The following is a 22,915-nucleotide window of genomic DNA, read 5'->3' as shown; positions in this document are numbered from 1 at the left end:
TTTCTTCTATGATGGAAGAAGAAGAAATTTTTGATAACGAGGTGTCAGGATGACAAAGCTAGAGCAAGGCATTCAATTTATGCAAGAGCAAAACTGGGAGGAAGCAGCAAGATTATTGACAGAGTATATAGATGAAAATCCAGCTGATGGGCTTGGATACGTGAATTTCGGAAATTTGCTCGATGTACTTGGAGAACAAGAGCGTGCGGTTACTTTTTATAAACGGGCTATTGAATTAGATGATAAGCTTGCGGCAGCCTATTATGGGCTTGGAAACGTATATTATGAGCAGGAACAGTATAAACAAGCAAGATTAATGTTTGAGAAAGCGGTACAAAATGGCCTGGAAACTGGAGATGCCTATTTTATGCTCGGTTTTTCATGTGTCCAGCTCGGAAATGATAAGTTGGCTCTTCCGTACTTGCAGCGGGCAACGGAATTGAACGAAACGGATGCGGAGGCTATGTTTCAATACGGTCTCTGCTTAGCGCGGCTTGAGTATGTGAAGGAAGCAAAGCCGATGTTCGAAAAAGCAGTTGCGCTTGATCCGGATCATGCAGATGCGTATTATAATCTCGGTGTTGTATACGTATTTGAGGAGAATGCAGAAAAAGCACTAGAGATGTTCAAAAAGGCTGTAGAGATTCAGCCTGATCACTTCCTGGCAGGGAACGGCATTAGGCTGATGGAAACAGAAGAGTAGGAAAAGGGGGAGCAGCTCCGTGCAAAACAGTATGGACTTGTTTGAAGAAGAGCAGAAGTACATAAAAGCTCAAACGCTTCATACGATTTTCCATAATGAGGAAAATATGTATTCGATTGTTCGCATGAAAATCCTTGATACGAATGAAGCATATGAGGAAAAAGAGGTCATTGTGACAGGATATTTCCCCCGTATGCATGAGGATGAGGTTTTTACTGTGCAGGGCCACTTTAAGGATCATCCAAGGCACGGTCTGCAATATCAGGTTGAGACCTTCAAAAAGGAGCTGCCGCAGACGAAAACGGGTATTGTCCAATATTTATCGAGTGATTTGTTTAAAGGCATTGGTAAGAAAACGGCAGAGCGTATTGTTGATCAGCTTGGAGAGGCGGCTATTTCTAAAATTTTGGATAACGCAGCTGTTTTAGAAGGGATTTTGCCAAAAGAAAAAGCTAATGACGTGTATTACACAATCGTTGAGCATCAGGGGCTAGAAAAGGTGATGAGCTTTCTGAGCGGCTATGGTTTTGGAACGCGTCTTAGTATTAAAATTTATCAACTGTACCGCGAACAAACGCTCGAGGCCATTCGAAGCAATCCATATCAGCTTATTGAGAATGTTGAGGGAATTGGTTTTGGACGCGCAGACGAGGTTGGAAGAGCATTTGGCATTCATGGCAATCATCCAGACCGCATCCGCGCCGGTTGTTTGTATACGCTCGAACATGTATCTTTGCAGGAGGGGCATGCTTATATGACAGCAGAGCAGCTCATTGAGCAAACGAATAAGCTGTTAAATACCAGAGAGTCGGCAGTATCTGATGAAGATATACTGGCATGCCTCGCGAAGCTAAGCGAAGAAGAAAAGGTTGTTGTTGAAGATGGTCGCATTTACTTAGCTTCCCTGTATTATGCGGAAAAGGGTCTTGTGACCTCAATTTTTCGTTTGCTTCATCAAGACGAAGAAGTGGAGCAATTTCCAGAGTCGGAGTTTTTATTGCAGCTTGGTACGATCGAAGAACGTCTACATGTACAGTACGCACCTCGGCAAAAGGAGGCGGTACAAACAGGTATCCATCAGCGCATGATGATTTTGACCGGGGGGCCAGGGACGGGAAAAACAACAGTTATAAAAGGAATTGTTGAGATGTACGCAGCGCTTCATGGTTTATCGCTGAATGTGAAGGATTATGGGGAAAAAAATCCGTTTCCTATTTTGCTGGCTGCACCGACAGGAAGAGCGGCAAAGCGGATGAGTGAGTCCACATCCTTACCAGCTTCAACAATTCATCGGCTGCTTGGCTGGACACCAGAAGGAACATTTCAGCGTGATGAACATGATCCTGTGCAAGGGAAGCTGTTAATTATTGATGAGTTTTCTATGGTTGATATTTGGTTAGCAAACCAACTATTTAAGGCGCTTCCTCGCAATATGCAGGTCATTATTGTAGGGGATGAGGATCAGCTGCCGTCAGTTGGGCCTGGTCAGGTGCTCAAGGATTTGCTTGAGGCAGAGCTTATTCCGACTGTTCGTCTAACTGAGATCTATCGGCAGGCAGAAGGGTCATCTGTGATTCAATTAGCCCATAGCATTAAAAAGGGACAAGTTCCTCCTGATGTTGTGAAGGCGCAGGGAGACCGCTCCTTTTTGACGTGCAGCGGCACACAAATTGTGGAGGTTGTGAAACAGGTATGTGAAAATGCCAAAACGAAGGGCTTTAGCGCCCGTGATGTACAGGTGCTTGCTCCAATGTACCGTGGTCCGGCCGGAATTAATGCACTCAATGCCGCATTGCAAGAGGTGTTTAATGCGAAGCATGACAAACGAAAAGAAATTGCCTACGGAGATGTTGTCTATCGTGTTGGGGATAAGGTGCTGCAGCTGGTAAATCAGCCGGAGAGTCAAGTGTTTAACGGTGATATTGGCGAGATTGTTTCCGTCTTTTACGCAAAGGAGAACGTGGAAAAGCAAGATATGGTCGTTATTTCGTTTGATGGTATTGAAGTGACCTATACAAAGCCAGATTTTTCGCAGTTTACCCATGCGTATTGCTGCTCGATTCATAAGTCGCAGGGCAGTGAATTCCCGATTGTCATCCTGCCTGTTGTGAAGAGCTATTTTCGTATGCTGCGCCGAAATTTAATTTATACGGCAATTACGCGAAGCAAAAAGTTTCTCATTCTCTGCGGTGAAGAAGACGCATTCCGCTCAGGTGTGAACCGTACTGATGATGCATCCAGACAAACTACGCTCTGTCATAAGCTGAAGGATCGTTTTCTGCCAGAGAACGAAATGTTGGAGGAAGACGAGGAAAATCTTTCGCCTTATGATTTTATGTAAAGATATTCATACTAGGGGTATAAAGGCTTGCCCTTTAGCGTTACACGATTGCTTTAAACAAAGATAGGGGAGTATCGCTTTTTCAGGCTGCATCCGCATTTCTTATGTGTATAACTTTTTGCAGGGTTGGACATAATGGCGTAATAGAATTCAGGGAACGCAAGGAGAGAAAGTGCCATGTTCAAATGTCCAAACTGCAAAGGGAAGGACCTCGGAAAAATCGGGGTGAACCAATTTTATTGCTGGAATTGCTATATTGAACTGTCCGTATCTAAGGGGAAAATCTTCACGCATCAAGTGGAGGAGGATGGTTCGTTAAGTTCATTGGATGACTTGTTTAATGAAGAAGAACGAACAATTAGCTAAGAGGGGTGAGCAGTTTGAGAATTGGATCATCGCTTGTTGCAATTGGGCTAGGTGCTGCAGCTTATAACTACGCCCGTAAAAATAATATGATGTCACGAAGAAGCATAAACAGAGCACGCAAGATTGTGAAATCCTATTTATAAATGGGAAAACCCCGCTAAGCAGGCGGGGTTCTTCCTGTTAAGTAAGCAAGAGTTTAGATTTGTATAAGTGAGGTCTTTTGTAGAGAGTGGTGGCTGCTTTAACGTATAAAGAAGATTCTCCCTTCGCACAATAAGTAACAGCGGAGGGATTGCCGTTGAAAAATTTAAAAATGATTTGGATTTATCGTCTTGCACTTGTATTGCTTCTTTTTTTATGTGTACTTGTATTTTATAAAATAAAACCGATTTGGCTTCCAATTTTAGATGTCATAAAATTGGTGTTAACTCCCTTTTTAATTGCCTATTTTATTGCATATTTGCTGCATCCTCTTATTGAAAAGCTGCATGGGCAAGGTGTGCCAAGAACCATTGCCATTTTGCTTATTTATATTTTGTTTTTTGGCGGAATCGGATATGGTGTATATAAAGCCATTCCGATTGCGGTTTCCCAGCTGCAGGATATGAATCGAAATTTTCCAGAGTTTATGAAAATGTACGAATCATGGACAGATGGCATGCAGCAAAAAATTTCGAGCTTTCCGCAGTTTATTGGTGAGAGGTTGAGGAATGCTATTTTGGGAGTGGAAGCAAAGCTGCAGGAATTAGTGAATCGGATGATGAGCACGGCGCGAGGAATTTTAGACTCCCTTTTGATTATTGTCTTGGTTCCGTTTATTGTTTTTTACATATTAAAGGACTACGGTGAGCTGTATCATTTGTTTTGGAAGCTTGTGCCGAATAAATGGCGCAAGGATGGGCAGCAGCTTGTGAAAGCGATCGATGAGTCCCTTGGCAATTATATACGAGGGCAGCTATTCGTTTGTACTGTTTTAGCAGTGTTATCTTCGCTGGCGCTTTGGATTATTGGTTTGAAATATCCGCTTTTGTTAGGAATCATTATCGGCATTACCGATATTATCCCCTACTTCGGTCCTATTTTGGGAGCAGTGCCAACCGTTATTGTGGCGGCTACCGTATCTGTGAGCATGGTGATAAAAGCAGCGATTGCGCTGCTCGTGCTGCAGTTTGTGGAAAGCAATATTTTATCCCCATATATCGTTGGTAAATCGCTCCGTATGCATCCGGTTATCATTATGCTGGCATTGCTTGCGGGAGGAGAAATGGCAGGTCTCGCAGGGCTTCTTTTAGCAGTACCGGTGCTTGCTGTTGTCCGGGCGATTGCCATTCATGTAAAGCCGGTATGGGGGAAGCGTTGACATTGGTTTGCGAATTCGCTATACTTTTTCACAAGTGCATAACACAATTCTACGATGGATCGAGTACGCTGCAGACCGTGTACCAGAGAGAAACCTCCCGCGGCTGAAAGAGGTTTTACATGAAGGGCAGCTGAACGCTAATCCGGAGAGCAGTTAATTCCTGACGTCTTGCCACGTTACGGCAGCTTGAGGTGACGGATGCTTTTGTCCGTAATCAGGGTGGTAACGCGAGTATACTCTCGTCCCTGCAACAGGGGACGGGAGTTTTTTGTTTGTTTTGATAAAAGGAGGATATCGTAATGAAAAAATTGAAAGGCTCAGAAATTCGCCAAATGTATTTGGACTTTTTCCAAGAAAAAGGGCACGCTATTGAACCGAGTGCATCCTTAGTTCCGCATGATGATCCGTCATTGCTATGGATTAACAGCGGTGTTGCTACACTAAAGAAATATTTCGATGGACGCGTAATTCCAGCAAATCCGCGGATTACGAACGCACAAAAATCAATTCGTACGAACGATATTGAAAACGTTGGGAAAACAGCTCGCCACCATACATTTTTTGAAATGCTTGGAAACTTCTCCATTGGCGACTACTTCAAAGAAGAAGCAATCACGTGGGCATGGGAGTTTTTAACGAGCGAGAAATGGATCGGCTTTGATCCGGAGCGTCTTTCCGTTACAATTCATCCGGAAGATGAGGAAGCATTCCAGCTTTGGAATGAAAAAATTGGTGTTCCAGCTGAGCGTATTGTGCGTTTAGAAGGAAACTTCTGGGATATTGGCGAGGGGCCAAGCGGACCGAATACAGAAATTTTCTATGACCGTGGAGAAGCATACGGCAATGATCCAGAAGATCCAGAGCTGTATCCAGGTGGAGAGAATGAGCGTTATCTTGAGGTATGGAATCTTGTATTCTCCCAGTTCAATCATAATCCAGATGGTACATATACGCCGCTTCCGAAGAAAAATATTGATACAGGCATGGGCTTAGAGCGGATGGTATCTGTTGTGCAGGATGTGCCGACGAACTTTGATACAGATCTATTCATGCCAATTATTGAAGCAACAGAGGCAATTTCAGGAGAAAAGTATCGCGGGGGCGACTTAGAAAAGGATACGGCGTTTAAAGTAATCGCGGATCATATCCGTACGGTAGCCTTTGCAGTTGGAGATGGCGCACTTCCTTCTAACGAGGGCCGCGGCTATGTGCTTCGCCGTTTACTTCGCCGCGCGGTGCGCTACGCGAAGAAATTGAATGTGAACCGTCCTTTCATGTACGAGCTTGTACCAACAGTGGCGGAAATTATGCAGGATTTCTATCCGGAAGTAAAAGCGAAAACAGAATTTATTCAACGTGTAATTAAGAATGAGGAAGAGCGTTTCCATGAAACGCTGCATGAAGGAGAATCCATTCTTGCTGATGTGATCGCGAAAGCAAAAGCGGCAGGAAGCGATGTAATTGCAGGTGAGGATGCGTTCCGTCTGTATGATACGTATGGTTTCCCAATCGAATTAACAGAAGAGTATGCAGAAGAAGCAAACATGACGGTTGATCATGACGGTTTTGAAGTAGAAATGGAGAAGCAGCGTGAACGTGCGCGAGCAGCTCGTCAAGATGTGGATTCCATGCAGGTACAAGGCGGCGTATTAGGAGAGCTAAAAACACCAAGCTCTTTTGTTGGCTATGGTGATTTTGAGACAAACAGCAGGGTAATTGCTCTCGTTCAAAATGGACAATTTGTCGATGAGGTACAAGCAGGTGAAGAAGCACAGGTTGTGCTGGACATTACTCCGTTTTACGCAGAGAGCGGCGGTCAAATTGCCGACCACGGCTATTTAACAGCTGGCGGCGTGAAGGCTTTCGTGAAAGATGTGCAAAAAGCTCCAAATGGTCAAAGCCTTCATAAGATTGTTGTGGAGGAAGGCACTTTAGCAGCAAATGCACAAGTCCGAGCCATAATTGACCAAGCAAATCGCGCACGCGTTATTAAAAATCATACTGCAACACACTTACTGCATCAGGCGTTAAAGGATGTTTTAGGATTGCACGTCAACCAGGCGGGATCTCTTGTGACGGCAGAGCGTCTTCGTTTTGACTTCTCACATTTTGGACAAGTGCAGCCAGAGGAACTTGAGCGGATTGAGCGCATTGTAAATGAGAAAATTTGGGATAGCATCTCTGTAGAAATTTCTCAAAAGTCACTTGATGAGGCAAAGGCAATGGGCGCGATGGCACTCTTTGGTGAGAAATACGGAGACGTTGTTCGTGTTGTTCGCGTTGGGGATTACAGCCTAGAGCTTTGCGGCGGCTGCCATGTTGACAATACAGCCAGCATCGGCATTTTCAAAATTGTCTCCGAGTCTGGCATCGGAGCGGGTACACGCCGGATTGAAGCGGTAACAGGCAAGTCTGCTTATGAGTTAATGAATAATCAAGTAGGTCTCTTAAAAGAAGCAGCTGGTAAGCTAAAAGCAAATCCAAAGGACATTTTAGCCCGTGTTGAGGGATTATTTGCAGAGCTTAAGCAAGCACAAAAGGAAAACGAATCGCTTGCGGCGAAATTAAGCAATATTGAAGCTGGTAATTTAACGGATCAAGTGCGTGAAATCGCCGGTGTAAATGTGCTAATCAGCAAAGTGAACGCGACAGATATGAATAATTTGCGTACAATGGTCGATGACTTAAAGAACAAACTCGGTTCTGCGGTTATTTTACTCGCTTCTGTCAACGATGGAAAAGTGAATCTGTTAGCAGGTGTAACGAAGGATTTAGTACAAAAAGGATACCATGCTGGTCAGCTTGTCAAGGAAGCTGCAACGCGATGCGGCGGCGGTGGCGGCGGTCGTCCTGATATGGCGCAGGCAGGCGGGAAAAATCCAGAGCAAGTTGATACTGCGTTATTAGGTGCCGAAGCATATATCAAATCTGTTTCAAAATAATCGTTCGGTAGTGTACAATGATAGGGAGAAGACAGGCCTTCTCCCTATTCTATCAAAGTGAGGTGCTTGGTATGGACTCGTTCGACAAAACAATGAAATTTACCTTCCAAGAGGAAACGCAAAGCGTCCAAGTAACAGATGTATTGTTAACCGTTTATGATGCACTTCAAGAAAAGGGATATAATCCGATTAATCAAATCGTTGGGTATTTATTAAGCGGAGATCCTGCATACATACCTCGCCATAAGGATGCCCGCAGCATCATTCGAAAGCTTGAAAGAGATGAGCTTATTGAAGAATTGGTAAAATCTTATTTGAAGCAGCATCGTGAGGATTAAGCATGCGCATACTGGGTTTAGATGTTGGAACGAAAACCGTCGGTGTCGCATTAAGCGACGAGATGGGCTGGACAGCGCAAGGAATTGAAACAGTTCGAATTAATGAAGAGCGAAATAAATTTGGATTTGAGCGTATCCAGGAGTTAGTAAAACAATATAATGTGGACACAATAGTAGTGGGATTACCAAAAAATATGAATGGTACGATTGGTCCGCGCGGGGAAGCGTGTCAGCAATATGCCGAGCAGCTTCGCGAATTGTTTGGTATCGAGGTTATTATGTGGGATGAGCGTCTTTCTACAATGGCGGCTGAGCGTCTTCTCATCTCAGCGGACGTAAGCCGCAAAAAAAGAAAACAGGTAATTGATAAAATGGCAGCGGTTGTTATTTTACAGGGCTACCTGGACAGCAAACAATAGGAGTGAAGAAATGATGGAAGAAAATCAAATTACAATTGTGGACGAGGATGGCAACGAGATTTTATGTAATGTTGAGTTTACATTCGATGCACAGGAATTCGGAAACAAGTCATATGTTGTGTTCAGCCTTATCGGTGAATATGATGAAGATGGAGAGCCGGTTTTCGATGCAATGATTTATCAGGAAAAAGAGGACGAAGAAGGCGGCGGCCAGTTGTTTCCAATTGAATCCGAAGCAGAGTGGGACATGGTTCAAGAAGTATTTAATACGTTTATGGATGAAGAAGAAAGCGAAGAATAAAACTATAAGCAGGCTGCATAAAGCAGTCTGCTTTTTATATTCATTTAGAAAATAAAAAGACGATCGGTCTTCGATACTGAGCAAGATGCTGCTTAGGTAACCAAAAAAGGATATTTTAGAGGGATTCGCTGTTGATCCGCGTTCTCTTTATCGCTCTCCTTAGCAAAACATATCGAAATTTGTCAGGTGTTTATAGTATAATTGTACAGATTATGAAAGAAAGGAGCCTTCCGTTTGTATGATAAATTGGAACGAACAAAGGCGGATAAAGAAGAGACGAAGAAATATTGCAGCTGTTATATTACTTTTTCTTCTTTTAGGCGGCTTGGGAGCAGCTTACGTTGTCTCAGCATTACAGCCAGTGCAGGCAGCTAGCAAAGTAAAAAAAGAGGTTACTATTCCGAAGGGAACATCAACGATCGGTATTGGACAATTGCTAGAGAAGCAAGGGATTATTAAGGACGGAAGTATCTTTCAATATTATGTAAAGGCAAACTATCGAAAAGGGTTGCAGGCAGGTACATATTTATTAAGTCCGTCTATGAGTGCGCGTGAAGTGGCAGAGCAATTGGCTGAAGGAAGGGTATATCACCCCGTTCGTTATAAGCTAGTGATTAAAGAAGGAATGCAGCTGACGGAGATTGCTGATAGCATTGCAGCAGAGTTTAAGCTTAATAAAGACGAAGTGCTGCGGCAATTTAATGACAAAGGATTTTTACAGCAAATTCAAACAAAGTATCCGAAGCTGTTAACGGATAAAATGATGCAAGCGGGCATTAGATACCCTCTTGAGGGCTATTTATTTCCAGCAACTTATTCCTATCATGAAAAGGCATACACCCTGCAGCAGATTATTGATCCGATGCTGGAAAAAACAAATACGTTTATTGTACGAAATGAAGAGCTTATGAAGCAGCGGGGACTAGATGTGCACCAATTGTTAACCATGGGATCTTTAATTGAAGAGGAAGCAACTGCGCTTACAGATCGGCAAAAAATAGCGAGTGTATTTTATAATCGGATACAGGCTAATATGCCGCTGCAAACGGATCCGACAGTGTTGTATGCGTTAGGAAAGCACAAGGACCGAGTCTTATATGCAGATTTACAGGTAGATTCACCATATAATACGTATATAATAAAGGGTCTTCCGATTGGCCCTATCGCCAATGCAGGCGAACCCTCCCTACAAGCTGCACTTGAGCCAGCGCAAACAGACTTTTTCTATTTTCTTGCTGCGCCGAGCGGTGAGGTATTCTTTTCAAAAACATTGGAAGAACATAATGCACTGAAAGAGAAATACATTACAGGGCAGCAATCCTAATACTTCCAAGGAGATGCTAGGTGAAATATTCGCATCTCCCTCTTTTTTATGTTAAAATGTATCGGGTTCAAAACTGACGGTATATAGTCTTGTAAGCCTGTAGCGAAAAGCAACTGCTTTTCTTTACTCTAAGGAGGCTTTAAATATGGAACAAACTGCAGTACAACAATATTTGCTCTCCTTTGTGAAGCAAGAGGATGAGCTTCTGGTAAATATGGAGCAGTATGCAAGCGAGCATGGGGTACCAATCATGGACCGCTTAGGTATGGAGTTTATGCTGCAAATGCTTCGTCTCATTCAGCCGAAGGACATTTTGGAAATCGGCGCAGCCATTGGTTATTCAGGCATTCGGATGGCAAGTGCTGTTGATGGTGTCCACGTTGTAACAATTGAACGGGATCGTGATCGATATGAGAAGGCTGTTTCTTATATCCAACAATCAAGTGTAAGTGAACGAATTTCTCTTTTGTACGGAGATGCGCTCGAAGTATTTGACGAGGTGCAAAAGCATGGGACTTTTGATGTAATTTTTATCGATGCAGCAAAGGGACAATATCAACGTTTTTTTGAGCTGTATGAGCCACTTTTGAATGAAAAAGGCGTTATTATTACAGACAATGTTCTGTTCCGCGGTCTCGTTGCGGAAGAAAATATTGAAAATAAGCGCATTCGCAGTTTAGTGAAGAAAATAAAAACCTATAATGAATGGTTAATGGCACATCATGCATATGATACAGTTATTTTTCCAATTGGAGACGGGGTAGCGGTTAGTAAAAAGAAGGGGTGAACGATTTTGAAAAAACCTGAATTGTTAGTAACACCGACAAAGGTCGATGATATAGAGAAGCTGGCACAAGCAGGAGCCGATGCAATTATAATTGGAGAGCAAAAATTTGGTCTTCGTTTAGCAGGAGAATTTTCTCGTGAGGACGTTAAAAATGCCATCGGGATTGCACATGCACACAATATGAAGGTATATGTAGCTATGAATGCATTATTCCATAACGAACAGGTAGACGAGCTGGCGGATTATGCGTCATTTCTAAAGGATGCGGGAGCGGACGCAATTGTTTTCGGTGACCCAGCTGTACTTATGGCGGTACGTGAGGCTGCTCCTGGGATGAGACTTCATTGGAATACAGAAACAACAGCGACAAACTGGTTTACATGCAACTACTGGGGTCGAAAAGGTGCACAGCGCGCAGTACTTGCACGTGAGCTGAGTATGGATGCAGTGATTGAAACAAAGGAAAAGGCCGAGGTTGAAATCGAGGTACAGGTGCATGGCATGACGGCAATGTTTCAATCTAAGCGTTCTTTAATTGGAAACTACTTTGAGTATCAAGGACGCGAAATGGAAATTGAGAAGAAAAAGTATGAACCAAACATGCTGCTGCATGATAAAGAGCGCAACAATAAGTACCCAATTTTTGAAGATGTGAACGGCACGCATATTATGAGCCCAAATGATATTTGTATCATTGATGAGCTTGAGGAAATGATTGATGCAGGCATTGATTCTTTTAAAATCGACGGTGTGTTAAAGAGCGCAGATTATATCGTGGAAGTAACGAAAAAATATCGTAAAGCAATTGATTTATGTGTAGAAGACCGTGATGCATATTATGAAATAAAGGACGAGCTCTATCGCGAAATCGAGACGATTCAGCCAGCTAACCGTCCGCTTGACACAGGATTCTTCTATAAGGAAACAGTGTACTAAGCAAAGACTGATTTTGTTTATAAAGAGGCTATATACTTTTGGAAGACCTATCAATTTTTTTATGTATTAAAAGGGGGTAAATCATTGTGGCAATACCAGAGATTTCTCGTGTAATAGATGGAAAACGTGTAATTGTAAAAAAACCGGAGCTTTTGGCGCCAGCTGGGAATTTAGAAAAGCTTAAGATTGCCATACATTATGGAGCGGATGCTGTATTTATCGGCGGACAGGAGTTTGGTCTTCGTTCAAATGCTGATAACTTTACGCTTGAGGAGATGGCAGAAGGTGTAGCGTTTGCGAACAAGTATGGTGCAAAGATATATGTAACGACAAATATTTTTGCGCATAATGAAAATGTGGATGGTCTTGAGGAGTATTTGCAGGGCATTGAAAAAGCTGGTGTAACCGGTATTATCGTGGCTGATCCGCTCATTATTGAAACGTGTAAGCAGGTTGCGCCATCTTTAGAAATTCATTTGAGTACACAGCAATCCTTATCCAACTGGAAAGCCGTGCAATACTGGAAGGAAGAAGGCTTGCACCGTGTCGTACTAGCGCGTGAAACGAGCGCTGAGGAAATTCGGGAAATGAAAGAAAAGGTAGATATTGAAATTGAAACATTCATTCATGGTGCGATGTGTATTGCATACTCCGGACGCTGTACGCTGAGCAACCATATGACAGCGCGCGATTCAAACCGCGGCGGCTGCTGTCAGTCTTGCCGTTGGGACTATGATTTAATACAAGTAGAAGAAGCAGAGGTGCCGCTGTTCGAACAAGGTGATGCGCCATTTGCAATGAGTCCGAAAGATTTAAATTTAATTACAAGCATTCCAAAACTAATTGAGCTGGGCATTGATAGCTTAAAGATTGAAGGGCGAATGAAGTCTATTCACTATGTTGCAACGGTTGTAACTGTGTATCGAAAGGTGATTGACGCTTATTGTGCAGATCCAGAGAACTTTGAATTTAAACAAGAATGGATTGAGGAATTAGATAAGTGTGCAAACCGTGAGACTGCCTCTTCATTCTTTGAAGGAGTTCCGGGGTATCAAGAACAAATGTATGGAAATCATAGTAAAAAAACAACATATGATTTTGTGGGAATGGTACTCGACTACAATGAAGAAACAAATATTGCGACAATTCAGCAGCGCAATCATTTTAAACCGGGGCAAACGGTTGAATTCTTCGGTCCGGAAATTGAGAATTTCACACAAGTTGTTGAAAAAATTTGGGATGAAGACGGAAATGAGCTTGATGCAGCGCGTCACCCTCTTCAAATTGTGAAAATACGTGTAGATAAGCAAGTATATCCTTACAACATGATGAGAAAGAATATGCTTCAATCATAAGTTGCATACTTCAATGAAGAAAGAGGTCATACTATGCTGAAGAAAAAGCCGATTGTTATCGGTATTGCGGGCGGTTCAGGTTCGGGTAAAACGAGTGTAACCAAATCGATTTTTGACTCTTTTCGCGGTCATTCTATCCTGATGCTGGAGCAGGATTATTACTATAAAGACCAAAGTCATTTGCCGTTTGAGGAACGGCTGCGAACCAATTATGATCATCCGCTCGCATTTGATAATGATTTGCTCATGGAACATATTAAGCACTTGCAGCGATACGAGCCAATTGAAAAGCCTGTATACGACTACAAAATGCATACTAGATCCAATGAGACGGTGCTAGTAGAGCCAAAGGATGTCATTATTCTAGAAGGCATTCTTGTATTAGAAGACAAGCGTCTTCGTGATTTAATGGATATTAAGCTGTTTGTGGATACAGACGCGGATATTCGTGTATTGCGCCGCATGCAGCGTGATATCCAAGAACGCGGACGTACAATGGAATCTGTCATTGAACAATACGTTAATGTTGTTCGTCCTATGCATAACCAATTTATTGAGCCATCGAAGCGATATGCCGATATTATTGTACCTGAGGGTGGCCAAAACCATGTTGCAATTGATTTAATGGTTACAAAAATTGCAACCATTCTTGAAGAAAAAGTTATTTTGTAATAGGATAAGAAAAGCGGACGCAGGTTAATTTTTTGCTTTTATAGGAAAGTGTTTCTGACGGTAAAAGAAGCTTCTCGTCTTTTATAGTGAGGGATTATAGAAGACAACAGACTGTGTAAGCTAGATAATACTTGAAAAGTACTCATATCCTTTAAAAGGATTGTTTTCAAGCGTTTCTCTTTGTTGCTATACATCTCTGTGCATGTTGGCAGCCGCATGTTCGAAGATGCTCCTTCGTAAAGGAACGCTCGAAAAAGATGTTCGATGAGAAGGGATTTTTTCCTTGTGTATCGAATACAATGGAACATGCATCCTCATCTGGTGTCAGGTGAGGGCATATTTATATGTAAAACTCCTCTTGGCGGGGGATTGTGCAGATAGAAAAAGGAGTGGAACTGATGGCAGTAGAAAAAACATATCCAATGACGCAAGCTGGAAAAGAAAAGCTTGAGCAAGAATTAGAGTATTTAAAAACGGTAAGACGTAAAGAAGTTGTAGAGCGTATTAAAATTGCGCGCAGCTTTGGAGACTTATCCGAGAACTCTGAATACGATGCTGCAAAGGACGAGCAAGCATTCGTTGAAGGACGCGTTACACAATTAGAAAATATGATCCGCAATGCGGTTATTATTGAAGAAAATATGGAAAATTCCTCAACGGTTTCGCTTGGAAAATCTGTTACGTTTGTTGAGCTTCCAGATGGTGACGAAGAAACGTATACGATTGTTGGAAGCGCGGAAGCAGACCCGTTTGAAGGTAAAATTTCTAATGATTCTCCAATCGCAAGAAATCTGATCGGCAAGCAGGTTGGAGATGAAGTAGCAGTGCAAACACCAGGCGGAGACATGCGTGTAAGAATCGTATCTATCAAATAAGAAATAACATTTACAAAACATAGTTATTACACATGTATGAAATGAAAAACACCTCGTCTACACTAAGATGAGGTGTTTTTTGTATGAAATGGAAAAACCGATTGATGGGAATCCTTATCTTTTTCATAGGCATCTTTCTCATTCTTATTGGACGGCTTGCTCAAATTCAGATTGTCTCCACAGAATCCTTTTCAGGCAGACATGTGAACCTATTGGAAAAAAGCGTAGAACAGCGTACGCATGCACTTGTTCTTGATGATGGACGGGGCCGTTTTTCAGATCGTGATGGAAAGACACTTACAGATGATTATCATCCGGGTTTAATTTTATTTCCGTTTTTAAAACGAATCGATTGGCCTGTCCAAAAGGTGGCACGTGTATTAGGTGTATCAGGGCAGGAGCTGCTGCGCCAAATAAAAGATTCTAACAACCCAGTGATCTTTCAAGCAGAAGGGATAGCAGTGCGTCTTACCAAACAACAAATGAAGGATATTAATGCACTTGGGATTCCTGGGGTAGTAGCAGCGAATACAAGAATCAAAGGAGACCATCCGCTTGCAGAGCATTTGCTTGGACTGACAGGTCAAAATGAAACAGAGATAAAAAAGAGATATGGGGAGCTGCTGCAGCAAGGAAAAATATCTTCTAATACACTCATTGGCGTTTCTGGTTTACAGCAAGCCTTTGATGAGTTTTTGCTTACTGACGGTGAAGCGAAGCTATTGTATCATGTGGATCGGCAGGGTGAACCAATTTTCGGAAAGCATGTGAAGTATACATACCCCGCAAATCCGTTTTATCCGGTTGTGATCAAGACGACCATTGCGAAGGAACTGCAGCAAGAGGCGGAAGAGATTGTTGCACAGCATGGAATTCAAAAAGGGGGGCTTGTGCTGTTAGATGTGGCAACAAACGAGATTCTTGCGATGGTAAGCAAGCCGTCATTGAGCACAGACAATCCTGCGGCATATCAGCAAGGTGCAGTCAATTATATGCTGACTCCACAATTTCCTGGATCTGTTTTTAAAACAGTAATTGCAGCTGCTGCTATTGATAAAGGAATTGTAGAACAGGACCGCATGTTTGATTGCAACCGAAATCCATACGGAGTCGGGGTGGCTGATCGGCCGATGGGGCAGCTTTCCTTTGAAGAAAGCTTTGCACGCAGCTGTAATCGAACATTTGCGGATCTAGCACAAGAGCTGCAGCAGCAGGATAAGGATGCGATAGAGAACTATGCAAGTATGCTTGGATTAGAAAAAACGGTTGGATGGATGGGGGATGTATTTCATTTTCAAGGGTTTCGCCAGCTTCCAGAGGAGCAGGAAGGAACGATTTGGAGGGATGAAGCAGATAAAACAGTGAGCAAAGCGATCGCGCAAACTGCAATTGGTCAAAAGGATGTACGGTTATCACCTCTTGCGGTCGCCAATATGATGGCGACAATTGCTCGAGGCGGCAAGAAGCTTGAGGTCAAGGCTGTCCAGGAGATTCAGTATAAAAACGGTGCGAAGCTTTACCGATTTCCTGAGCATGAGCAAGAAGGAGAGACTTTACGGGCAGAGACGATTCGGGAGCTGCAACAGCTGCTGTGCTATGTTGTAAGCGATCCAAAAGGAACAGGTGCCATCTATCAATCATTGCCGCTTACGGTCGCAGGTAAGTCAGGAACTGCTCAGACAGGCAAAGGCGATAGTGTAAATCGCTGGTTTGCCGGCTACTTTCCAGCAGATCATCCACGTTATGCGCTCGCCGTTGTAGATATAGAAACACATTCACCAATGAACTCGACAAGCGCTGTATTTGCAGATTATGTACGTGCAATCGCTGCATGGGAGAGAAACGTTGGTTTAAAAACACAATAGTTTGAATAAATGATGAATATAACTTCTCCTTTTCCTCGTCACCTATTTGATGTTACAATAAAAGGCATGCGGAAACATGATTGATGGAGGTGAAAACTGGTTGCATTAAATTACCAAAAAGCGGGTTAAAAGTTCACTGCAGAATTGTAACCTTTGGTAAATTTTGTGAACCAGGTTAAAGTATGTCACAAATTCCAAACAACTCACGATTCCAGACAAAGCAAGGAAGACGCAGGAAAGGTCTCCTGTTAAATATTCTTCTTGGAATCGTCCTGCTCACGGCTGTAACAGTTGCGTACCAGCTGTTTACGTCTTCGCCTGAACAAACGGCGACGAAGGAAACGAAGACAAAAGAAACGAAGACAACATCAGCTGCGCAGAAGAAAAAAGAAGACACTGGTCAACTTGTGGTAAAAGAGGATGATAAGGATTCGGCGAAGGAAGAGGAAGCATCTACTCAGCCGACAGAAGATACAAAAGTAGCGGTGGAAGATCAGACTGACCCAGCTGTACAGGAGGCTTACACAAATCCTTCATGGCAGGCTATCGGCACATCACAAAGCGGACCGCATACAACGCAATTTGATGATAGCACACAGGATTGGAAGGAAATGACTCAAGCGATTTCTTATGCGATTCAAGTGCCAGCTGACACATTGACTATTTGGTATCTAGGCAATAATGGTTCAAACAAGGCAGTAGGAACAGTGACCGCTAAAGCTACAAAGCAAAAATATAAAGTGTACATTGAATGGGTAGACAATGAAGGATGGAAGCCAACGCTTGTGCAGTTGATGAAATAAGAGAAGGGCGCTTTAGAAGCGTCCTTCTTTTTTTCAAACTGTAGGAAAGGATAAATTTCCAGCCAGAAATGAATTCGACGTAGTCAGAAATTTTAGGAATACAGTATAAAGTGCAACTACGACTCGGCAATCAGCGAGTTTTCTTTAGTTTAAAATGAACAACAGCGCTGTAATAGGGCTTTTTGTTGTCTGGATCAAAACACATCTGATGGGATACGCTGCTCACCTCAAGTAAAAGCGCCTTATTATGATCGATTTGTTCATTAATTTTCTTTTCTAAGACTGATAAAGACGCAGCCTCAAAAAATTCAATTTTATCTTCAATCATTTCAAAAGAAAATGCCATGCTCTGCTCCTCTTTCCTTAATTATATTTGTTATTGTAGCAAACACTATGTAAGAATTCTATCATCGCTTTCTTTTCTCTACACTTTAAGAAAATATCAATTTCCAGCTTGGAGTGAATTCGATGTAGTAGGAAGTTCTAAGGATAAAGTGTAAGTGCAACTACTCTTCTGTCTTCACCTAACAGCCCGCCAATCGGCGAGTTTTCTTTACACTGTAAGAAAGTATAAATTCCCAGCTGGAAGTTCATTCGACGTAGTGGGGAATTTTAGGAATACAGTATAAGGGCAACTACGTCTCTGTCTTCGCCCAAGAGCAGGGCTCGCCAATCGGCGAGTTTTCTTTACACTGTAAGAAAGTATAAATTCCCAGCTGGAAGTTCATTCGACGTAGTGGGGAATTTTAGGAATACAGTATAAGGGCAACTACGTCTCTGTCTTCGCCCAAGAGCAGGGCTCGCCAATCGGCGAGTTTTCTTTACACTGTAAGAAAGTATAAATTCCCAGCTGGAAGTTCATTCGACGTAGTGGGGAATTTTAGGAATACAGTATAAGGGCAACTACGTCTCTGTCTTCGCCCAAGAGCAGGGCTCGCCAATCGGCGAGTTTTCTTTACACTGTAAGAAAGTATAAATTCCCAGCTGGAAGTTCATTCGACGTAGTGGGGAATTTTAGGAATACAGTATAAGGGCAACTACGTCTCTGTCTTCGCCCAAGAGCAGGGCTCGCCAATCGGCGAGTTTTCTTTAGCAATTCTAAATACCCAACATATAATGTTGATAAAACCTATAAAAAAAGGCGGAATTGACATGGGTACAGAATTTAATAAGCTGTTTGATGCATGGGCATATACGTATGATACGTTTGTAGCTGGTGAAGATGAGCAGTATAAAGAGGCATTTATGAATTATGATGAAATATTAAAAACGGTTGCCCGAAAAGCAATTGGTACTGTATTGGAATTTGGTGTGGGAACGGGTAATCTAACGGAGCAATTGCTGCAGGAAGGCCATATTGTTTACGGTATCGAGCCCTCTCATGAAATGAGAAAAATTGCAGAGCAAAAGCTTCTTGGAAAAGCAAAGATAATGGAAGGGGATTTTCTGAATTTTACTGTTCCTGACCATATCAATACTATTGTTAGCACCTACGCTTTTCATCATTTAACAGACGGTGAAAAAAACAAGGCGCTTCAGAAATATAGTGAATTGTTAAAGAAAGGTGATAAAATAGTATTCGCTGATACAATCTTTCTAGATCAAGAGGCGTATAACGGAACTGTACAAGCCGCAATTGAGCGTGGCCATCATCAATTAGTACATGATTTGCAGACCGAATACTACACGCTTCTTCCGATCATGAGGACACTGTTTGAAAATAACGGCTTTTCTGTTACGTTCACTCGTTACAATCATTATGTTTGGGTGATGGAGGCCGTGAAGAACTAAGAAAGAGGGATACACTTGAAAATTGCTGTAATCGGTGCAATGGAAGAAGAAGTGCGCATTTTGCGCGAAAAGCTTGAACAGAAAAGAACAGAAACGGTCGCTGGCTGTGAATTTACAATAGGAGCATTGTCAGGTCATGAGGTTATCCTATTAAAATCCGGGATCGGGAAAGTAAACGCAGCTATGTCAACGACCATTCTATTGGAACGCTACAGACCAGAAAAAGTAATTAATACAGGCTCGGCTGGAGGTTTTCATCATACATTAAATGTAGGGGATGTCGTAATTTCCACCGAAGTTCGTCATCATGATGTCGATGTTACAGTATTTAACTATGAATATGGTCAAGTGCCAGGCATGCCAGCTGCGTTTCAGGCTGATGATGCACTTGTAGCGTTAGCTGAGCGATGCATGAGGTCCAACGATGGTGTTCAAGTTGTGAAAGGCACAATCGCAACAGGAGATTCTTTTATGAACGATCCGCAGCGTGTCGATTTCGTTCGCAGCAAGTTCAATGATTTATATGCGGTAGAAATGGAGGCGGCAGCTGTAGCGCAGGTGTGTTATCAATACAGTGTGCCATTTGTCATCATTCGTGCGCTTTCTGATATCGCAGGGAAAGAATCTAATATTTCGTTTGATCAATTTTTAGATCAAGCGGCCCTTCATTCAACAAACTTTATCATAAATATGCTGCAAGAGCTGGAGTAATTTATAAAGAGACAACTGCCACCGAAATATAAGGAGAAGCAGTTGTCTTTTTGTTTGAAGGGACAAAATGCATAGCATCCTGAGAAAATCACGGGTGAGGGAGGGGTTCATTATGAAGGTTTATAGCGGAATTTATAACCTGATCGGCCACACTCCGCTTCTGGAAATTCAACATTTTGTACTTCCAGAAGGTGTTCGCTTGTTTGCAAAGCTTGAATTTTTCAATCCTGGCGGGAGCATTAAAGACCGGCTTGGAAAGGAACTGGTAGAGACTGCTTTGCAAAAAGGCTTTGTCCGCTCCGGCGGAACTATTATTGAGCCAACGGCGGGGAATACGGGGATAGGTTTGGCCCTTGCTGCTTTACAGCACGATTTACGTATCATTCTTTGTGTACCGCAAAAATTCAGCGTGGAGAAGCAGGAGCTGATGAGGGCGCTCGGCGCTACTGTGATTAACACGCCAACAGAGCAGGGGATGAAGGGTGCAATTGCAAAGGCAAAGGAGCTGCTGCAAGACATTCCGAATGCCTATTGCCCGCAGCAATTTGCTAATGAAACAAATCCATATACCTACTATAAAACGCTTGGACCCGAGCTTTGGGAAGACTTGAACGGACATATTGACGTATTTGTGGCGGGAGCTGGAACGGGTGGAACATTTATGGGAACAGCTCGTTACTTAAAGGAACAAAATCCAAATATAAAAACAGTTATTGTTGAACCAGAAGGCTCTATTTTAAATGGAGGGGCGCCAGGACCTCATGAAACAGAAGGAATCGGTATGGAATTCTTACCAAGCTTTATGGATCCTTCTTATTTTGATGGAATTCATACGGTGCTTGATAAGGATGCATTTGGGTGGGTAAAGGAGCTTGCTAAGCGGGAAGGTTTGTTAGTTGGCAGCTCTTCTGGCGCTGCCTTTCATGCAAGTCTTTTGGAAGCGCAGGCAGCTCCGCCTGGAACAAATATCGTGACCATTTTTCCTGACAGCAGCGAGCGATATTTAAGCAAGAATATTTATAAAGGGTGGGATTAGAGTGAGATCAAAAACGAAGTTAATCCACGGTATTCATATTGGCGACCCGTTAACAGGTGCAGTTACCGTTCCGATTTATCAAACGAGCACGTACCGTCAGGAAGGAGTCGGTAGTCATAAGGGCTATGAATATTCCCGTACTGGCAATCCTACCCGAGCAGCGCTGGAAGAACTGATGGCCGTCTTAGAAGAGGGGCATGCCGGCTTTGCTTTTAGCTCGGGCATGGCAGCTATTACTGCGGTTATGATGCTGTTTTCAAACGGAGACCATATTATTTTAACAGACGATGTATACGGCGGCACGTACCGCATTATGTCTAAAGTATTAAACCGCTTTGGTTTGGAGCATACATTTGTAGATACAACAAAGCTTGAAGATATACGGGCGGCTATTCGTCCGAATACGAAAGCGATTTATATCGAGACCCCCACGAATCCTCTTTTAAAAGTAACAGATATTGCCGAAGCAGCAAAGCTTGCCCAAGAGCACGATCTCTTGACAATTGTCGATAATACATTTCTGACCTCTTATTTCCAATCTCCTATTTCATTAGGTGCAGATATTGTCCTACACAGTGCTACGAAGTATCTTGGCGGTCATAGTGATGTTGTAGCCGGTGTTGTTGTAGTAAATACGGAGGAGCTGGCGCAGAGCATCCATTTCATCCAAAATGCAACAGGAGGTGTATTAGGAGCACAGGACAGCTGGCTGCTCATGCGCGGATTGAAAACGCTTGGTATACGCATGGAGGAGCATGAGAGAAATGCTCGGGCGATTGTCGAGTTCTTGCAAAGTCATCCGAAAGTAAAAAATATATATTATCCAGGGCTTCCAACGCATCCAAACTATGAAACAGCGAAACGGCAAGCAACAGGTTTCGGCGCGATTGTTTCATTTGATGTAGACAGCGGGAACACGCTAGAGCAGCTGATGAGGAAGCTGAAGTATTTTACACTGGCGGAAAGTCTGGGAGCAGTTGAAAGTTTAATTTCTGTTCCAGCAAAAATGACACACGCTTCTATTCCAGTGCAGCGGCGAGAGGAGCTTGGCATTACGGATACATTGATTCGTATTTCCATTGGTATTGAGGATCATGAGGATTTAATTGAAGATTTAACACAGGCGCTTCAGTGATGTATGCTATATTATCTCTCCGATGGTGAAATTTACTTGATTGCTAGATTATCAGGATATGATACAGTAAACCATGGAGAGTGATAAGAATGAAGCAATTGCAAGAAAAGACTGCTGATTATACAAGATTTGGCCAGATATTGTTGGCGCTTAGTACTATTTTAATGATCGGGTTGTTAATTCCGAGCGGGGAAAAACAAATGCTGCAGCTTTACGTAATGATGGGCGCAATTGTTGCATTTTTAGGAGCATCATTTTTCTTTTTCTATCGTGTAAAGAAGTTGCGCGAGCGAATTGAGGAGCTAGGACAGGATCAAACAAATTAACATATCCCCTTAAAGCAAAGAAATGGTTTTAAGGGGATTTTTAATACTTTAAGAAAATATAAATTTCTAGCCGGAAGACAATTCGACGTAGCGAGAAATTTTAGAAATAAAGTGGGTAACTACGCCTCTGTAATCTTAGTAACACAATGGAGCTGCTGAATACATGTTCAGGGGCTTTTTTTCACACTTAAGAAAGTATAAATTTCTAGCTGGAAGTGGATTCGACGTAGTCGGAAGTTTTAGGAATACAGTATAAGCAGCTACGGCTCTGTCTTCGCTCAAGGGTAGGGCTCGCCAATCGGGGAGTTTTCTCTATTATGATAGAATTATGCAGTTCTCGAAAATAAAAAAATAATAAAAACTATTGCATTTGAATGGATTAATTGTTATATTAATATTCGTCGCTAAGAACAAGACAATCTGAAATGAATTAAAAAAGATTGTTGACATGAATAGCGCGAAATGATATAGTGTGAAAGTCGCCTTTAAGCGGCGGACAAGTTCTTTGAAAACTGAACAAAACACAAAA

The 22,915-nt window shown here is 42.6% G+C and carries 23 protein-coding genes; 22 read left to right on the top strand and 1 reads right to left on the bottom strand.

The genetic code is table 11. The features are described from left to right. Positions 1-49 precede the first annotated feature (49 nt). The 17 genes from EP737_RS22405 to EP737_RS22325 all read left to right on the top strand — a co-directional run bounded on the left by EP737_RS22405 (position 50) and on the right by EP737_RS22325 (position 17,387). A complete protein-coding gene (locus EP737_RS22405) occupies positions 50-703 on the top strand; it encodes a tetratricopeptide repeat protein (protein WP_129731183.1) in 654 nt (217 codons plus the stop codon). A gap of 31 nt (positions 704-734) precedes the next feature. Then, positions 735-3,044, top strand: coding sequence for an SF1B family DNA helicase RecD2 (gene recD2 / locus EP737_RS22400; RefSeq protein WP_129731215.1), 2,310 nt, complete (start codon positions 735-737; stop codon positions 3,042-3,044). A 177-nt stretch (positions 3,045-3,221) separates the two neighbouring features. Further along, positions 3,222-3,410 carry a hypothetical protein gene (locus EP737_RS22395; protein WP_129731181.1) on the top strand — a complete coding sequence of 63 codons (189 nt, stop codon included), beginning with the start codon at positions 3,222-3,224 and terminating at the stop codon, positions 3,408-3,410. A gap of 14 nt (positions 3,411-3,424) precedes the next feature. Then, positions 3,425-3,553 (top strand): YrzQ family protein, encoded by a 129-nt coding sequence (locus EP737_RS22390; RefSeq protein ID WP_129731178.1) that lies wholly within the window; start codon positions 3,425-3,427, stop codon positions 3,551-3,553. Positions 3,554-3,708: 155 nt separating this feature from the next. After that, positions 3,709-4,770, top strand: a complete 1,062-nt coding sequence (locus tag EP737_RS22385; protein ID WP_129731174.1) for an AI-2E family transporter — start codon at positions 3,709-3,711, stop codon at positions 4,768-4,770. A gap of 299 nt (positions 4,771-5,069) precedes the next feature. Beyond that, on the top strand, positions 5,070-7,712 hold the full coding sequence (gene alaS / locus EP737_RS22380; protein WP_129731171.1) for an alanine--tRNA ligase: 2,643 nt from the start codon (positions 5,070-5,072) through the stop codon (positions 7,710-7,712). A 71-nt stretch (positions 7,713-7,783) separates the two neighbouring features. Further along, positions 7,784-8,050, top strand: a complete 267-nt coding sequence (locus tag EP737_RS22375; RefSeq protein WP_129731212.1) for an IreB family regulatory phosphoprotein — start codon at positions 7,784-7,786, stop codon at positions 8,048-8,050. A gap of 2 nt (positions 8,051-8,052) precedes the next feature. Beyond that, on the top strand, positions 8,053-8,469 hold the full coding sequence (gene ruvX, locus EP737_RS22370) for a Holliday junction resolvase RuvX (RefSeq protein ID WP_129731168.1): 417 nt from the start codon (positions 8,053-8,055) through the stop codon (positions 8,467-8,469). Between the two features lie 13 nt (positions 8,470-8,482). Continuing rightward, the gene (locus EP737_RS22365; RefSeq protein ID WP_129731209.1) at positions 8,483-8,770 is read left to right on the top strand and encodes a DUF1292 domain-containing protein; all 288 of its coding nucleotides are present in this window, start codon (positions 8,483-8,485) and stop codon (positions 8,768-8,770) included. A 238-nt stretch (positions 8,771-9,008) separates the two neighbouring features. Beyond that, complete coding sequence (gene mltG, locus EP737_RS22360; RefSeq protein ID WP_129731165.1) at positions 9,009-10,094, top strand: endolytic transglycosylase MltG; 1,086 nt, start codon at positions 9,009-9,011, stop codon at positions 10,092-10,094. A 145-nt stretch (positions 10,095-10,239) separates the two neighbouring features. Next, entirely contained in the window at positions 10,240-10,881 is a 642-nt protein-coding gene (locus EP737_RS22355) for an O-methyltransferase (RefSeq protein ID WP_129731163.1), read from the top strand. Between the two features lie 6 nt (positions 10,882-10,887). Continuing rightward, on the top strand, positions 10,888-11,817 hold the full coding sequence (locus EP737_RS22350; RefSeq protein ID WP_129731160.1) for a peptidase U32 family protein: 930 nt from the start codon (positions 10,888-10,890) through the stop codon (positions 11,815-11,817). An 86-nt stretch (positions 11,818-11,903) separates the two neighbouring features. Beyond that, positions 11,904-13,172 (top strand): peptidase U32 family protein, encoded by a 1,269-nt coding sequence (locus tag EP737_RS22345; protein ID WP_129731157.1) that lies wholly within the window; start codon positions 11,904-11,906, stop codon positions 13,170-13,172. Positions 13,173-13,205: 33 nt separating this feature from the next. Continuing rightward, positions 13,206-13,844, top strand: coding sequence for a uridine kinase (gene udk, locus EP737_RS22340; RefSeq protein ID WP_205651001.1), 639 nt, complete (start codon positions 13,206-13,208; stop codon positions 13,842-13,844). A gap of 398 nt (positions 13,845-14,242) precedes the next feature. Beyond that, positions 14,243-14,719 (top strand): transcription elongation factor GreA, encoded by a 477-nt coding sequence (gene greA / locus EP737_RS22335; RefSeq protein ID WP_129731154.1) that lies wholly within the window; start codon positions 14,243-14,245, stop codon positions 14,717-14,719. Between the two features lie 83 nt (positions 14,720-14,802). Then, positions 14,803-16,584, top strand: coding sequence for a peptidoglycan D,D-transpeptidase FtsI family protein (locus tag EP737_RS22330; protein WP_129731152.1), 1,782 nt, complete (start codon positions 14,803-14,805; stop codon positions 16,582-16,584). 182 nt (positions 16,585-16,766) lie between these two features. Next, positions 16,767-17,387 carry a YrrS family protein gene (locus EP737_RS22325; protein WP_129731149.1) on the top strand — a complete coding sequence of 207 codons (621 nt, stop codon included), beginning with the start codon at positions 16,767-16,769 and terminating at the stop codon, positions 17,385-17,387. 130 nt (positions 17,388-17,517) lie between these two features. Here EP737_RS22325 and EP737_RS22320 read toward each other — a convergent pair whose 3' ends face one another. Further along, positions 17,518-17,733 carry a YrzA family protein gene (locus tag EP737_RS22320; protein WP_129731146.1) on the bottom strand — a complete coding sequence of 72 codons (216 nt, stop codon included), beginning with the start codon at positions 17,731-17,733 and terminating at the stop codon, positions 17,518-17,520. Between the two features lie 806 nt (positions 17,734-18,539). On the opposite strand from EP737_RS22320, the gene EP737_RS22315 reads away from it, so the two are divergent. From EP737_RS22315 to EP737_RS22295, 5 genes are all read left to right on the top strand, one after another. Beyond that, entirely contained in the window at positions 18,540-19,178 is a 639-nt protein-coding gene (locus EP737_RS22315) for a class I SAM-dependent DNA methyltransferase (RefSeq protein ID WP_129731143.1), read from the top strand. Positions 19,179-19,193: 15 nt separating this feature from the next. After that, positions 19,194-19,889: a 5'-methylthioadenosine/S-adenosylhomocysteine nucleosidase gene (gene mtnN, locus EP737_RS22310; RefSeq protein WP_129731140.1), complete on the top strand. Its 696-nt coding sequence runs from the start codon at positions 19,194-19,196 to the stop codon at positions 19,887-19,889. 112 nt (positions 19,890-20,001) lie between these two features. Beyond that, positions 20,002-20,925 carry a PLP-dependent cysteine synthase family protein gene (locus EP737_RS22305; RefSeq protein WP_129731137.1) on the top strand — a complete coding sequence of 308 codons (924 nt, stop codon included), beginning with the start codon at positions 20,002-20,004 and terminating at the stop codon, positions 20,923-20,925. Position 20,926: 1 nt separating this feature from the next. Next, the gene (locus tag EP737_RS22300) at positions 20,927-22,060 is read left to right on the top strand and encodes a bifunctional cystathionine gamma-lyase/homocysteine desulfhydrase (protein WP_129731134.1); all 1,134 of its coding nucleotides are present in this window, start codon (positions 20,927-20,929) and stop codon (positions 22,058-22,060) included. Between the two features lie 89 nt (positions 22,061-22,149). Next, positions 22,150-22,386, top strand: coding sequence for a YrhC family protein (locus EP737_RS22295; RefSeq protein WP_129731131.1), 237 nt, complete (start codon positions 22,150-22,152; stop codon positions 22,384-22,386). The last annotated feature ends 529 nt before the right edge of the window (positions 22,387-22,915 follow it).

Source organism: Ectobacillus funiculus, assembly GCF_004138295.1.
Lineage (GTDB): Bacteria > Bacillota > Bacilli > Bacillales > Bacillaceae_G > Ectobacillus > Ectobacillus funiculus.
This window is presented reverse-complemented; position numbering and strand designations above follow the sequence as displayed.

Excerpts from the sequence above, each read along its gene's own strand:
- alaS (WP_129731171.1), top strand. The coding sequence starts at position 5,070 with ATGAAAAAATTGAAAGGCTCAGAAATTCGCCAAATGTATTTGGACTTT.
- greA (WP_129731154.1), top strand. The coding sequence starts at position 14,243 with ATGGCAGTAGAAAAAACATATCCAATGACGCAAGCTGGAAAAGAAAAG.
- EP737_RS22365 (WP_129731209.1), top strand. The coding sequence starts at position 8,483 with ATGGAAGAAAATCAAATTACAATTGTGGACGAGGATGGCAACGAGATT.
- EP737_RS22375 (WP_129731212.1), top strand. The coding sequence starts at position 7,784 with ATGGACTCGTTCGACAAAACAATGAAATTTACCTTCCAAGAGGAAACG.
- EP737_RS22305 (WP_129731137.1), top strand. The coding sequence starts at position 20,002 with ATGAAGGTTTATAGCGGAATTTATAACCTGATCGGCCACACTCCGCTT.
- EP737_RS22295 (WP_129731131.1), top strand. The coding sequence starts at position 22,150 with ATGAAGCAATTGCAAGAAAAGACTGCTGATTATACAAGATTTGGCCAG.
- mltG (WP_129731165.1), top strand. The coding sequence starts at position 9,009 with ATGATAAATTGGAACGAACAAAGGCGGATAAAGAAGAGACGAAGAAAT.
- EP737_RS22355 (WP_129731163.1), top strand. The coding sequence starts at position 10,240 with ATGGAACAAACTGCAGTACAACAATATTTGCTCTCCTTTGTGAAGCAA.
- EP737_RS22405 (WP_129731183.1), top strand. The coding sequence starts at position 50 with ATGACAAAGCTAGAGCAAGGCATTCAATTTATGCAAGAGCAAAACTGG.
- ruvX (WP_129731168.1), top strand. The coding sequence starts at position 8,053 with ATGCGCATACTGGGTTTAGATGTTGGAACGAAAACCGTCGGTGTCGCA.
- EP737_RS22330 (WP_129731152.1), top strand. The coding sequence starts at position 14,803 with ATGAAATGGAAAAACCGATTGATGGGAATCCTTATCTTTTTCATAGGC.
- EP737_RS22325 (WP_129731149.1), top strand. The coding sequence starts at position 16,767 with ATGTCACAAATTCCAAACAACTCACGATTCCAGACAAAGCAAGGAAGA.
- recD2 (WP_129731215.1), top strand. The coding sequence starts at position 735 with ATGGACTTGTTTGAAGAAGAGCAGAAGTACATAAAAGCTCAAACGCTT.
- udk (WP_205651001.1), top strand. The coding sequence starts at position 13,206 with ATGCTGAAGAAAAAGCCGATTGTTATCGGTATTGCGGGCGGTTCAGGT.
- EP737_RS22395 (WP_129731181.1), top strand. The coding sequence starts at position 3,222 with ATGTTCAAATGTCCAAACTGCAAAGGGAAGGACCTCGGAAAAATCGGG.
- EP737_RS22315 (WP_129731143.1), top strand. The coding sequence starts at position 18,540 with ATGGGTACAGAATTTAATAAGCTGTTTGATGCATGGGCATATACGTAT.
- EP737_RS22320 (WP_129731146.1), bottom strand. The coding sequence starts at position 17,733 with ATGGCATTTTCTTTTGAAATGATTGAAGATAAAATTGAATTTTTTGAG.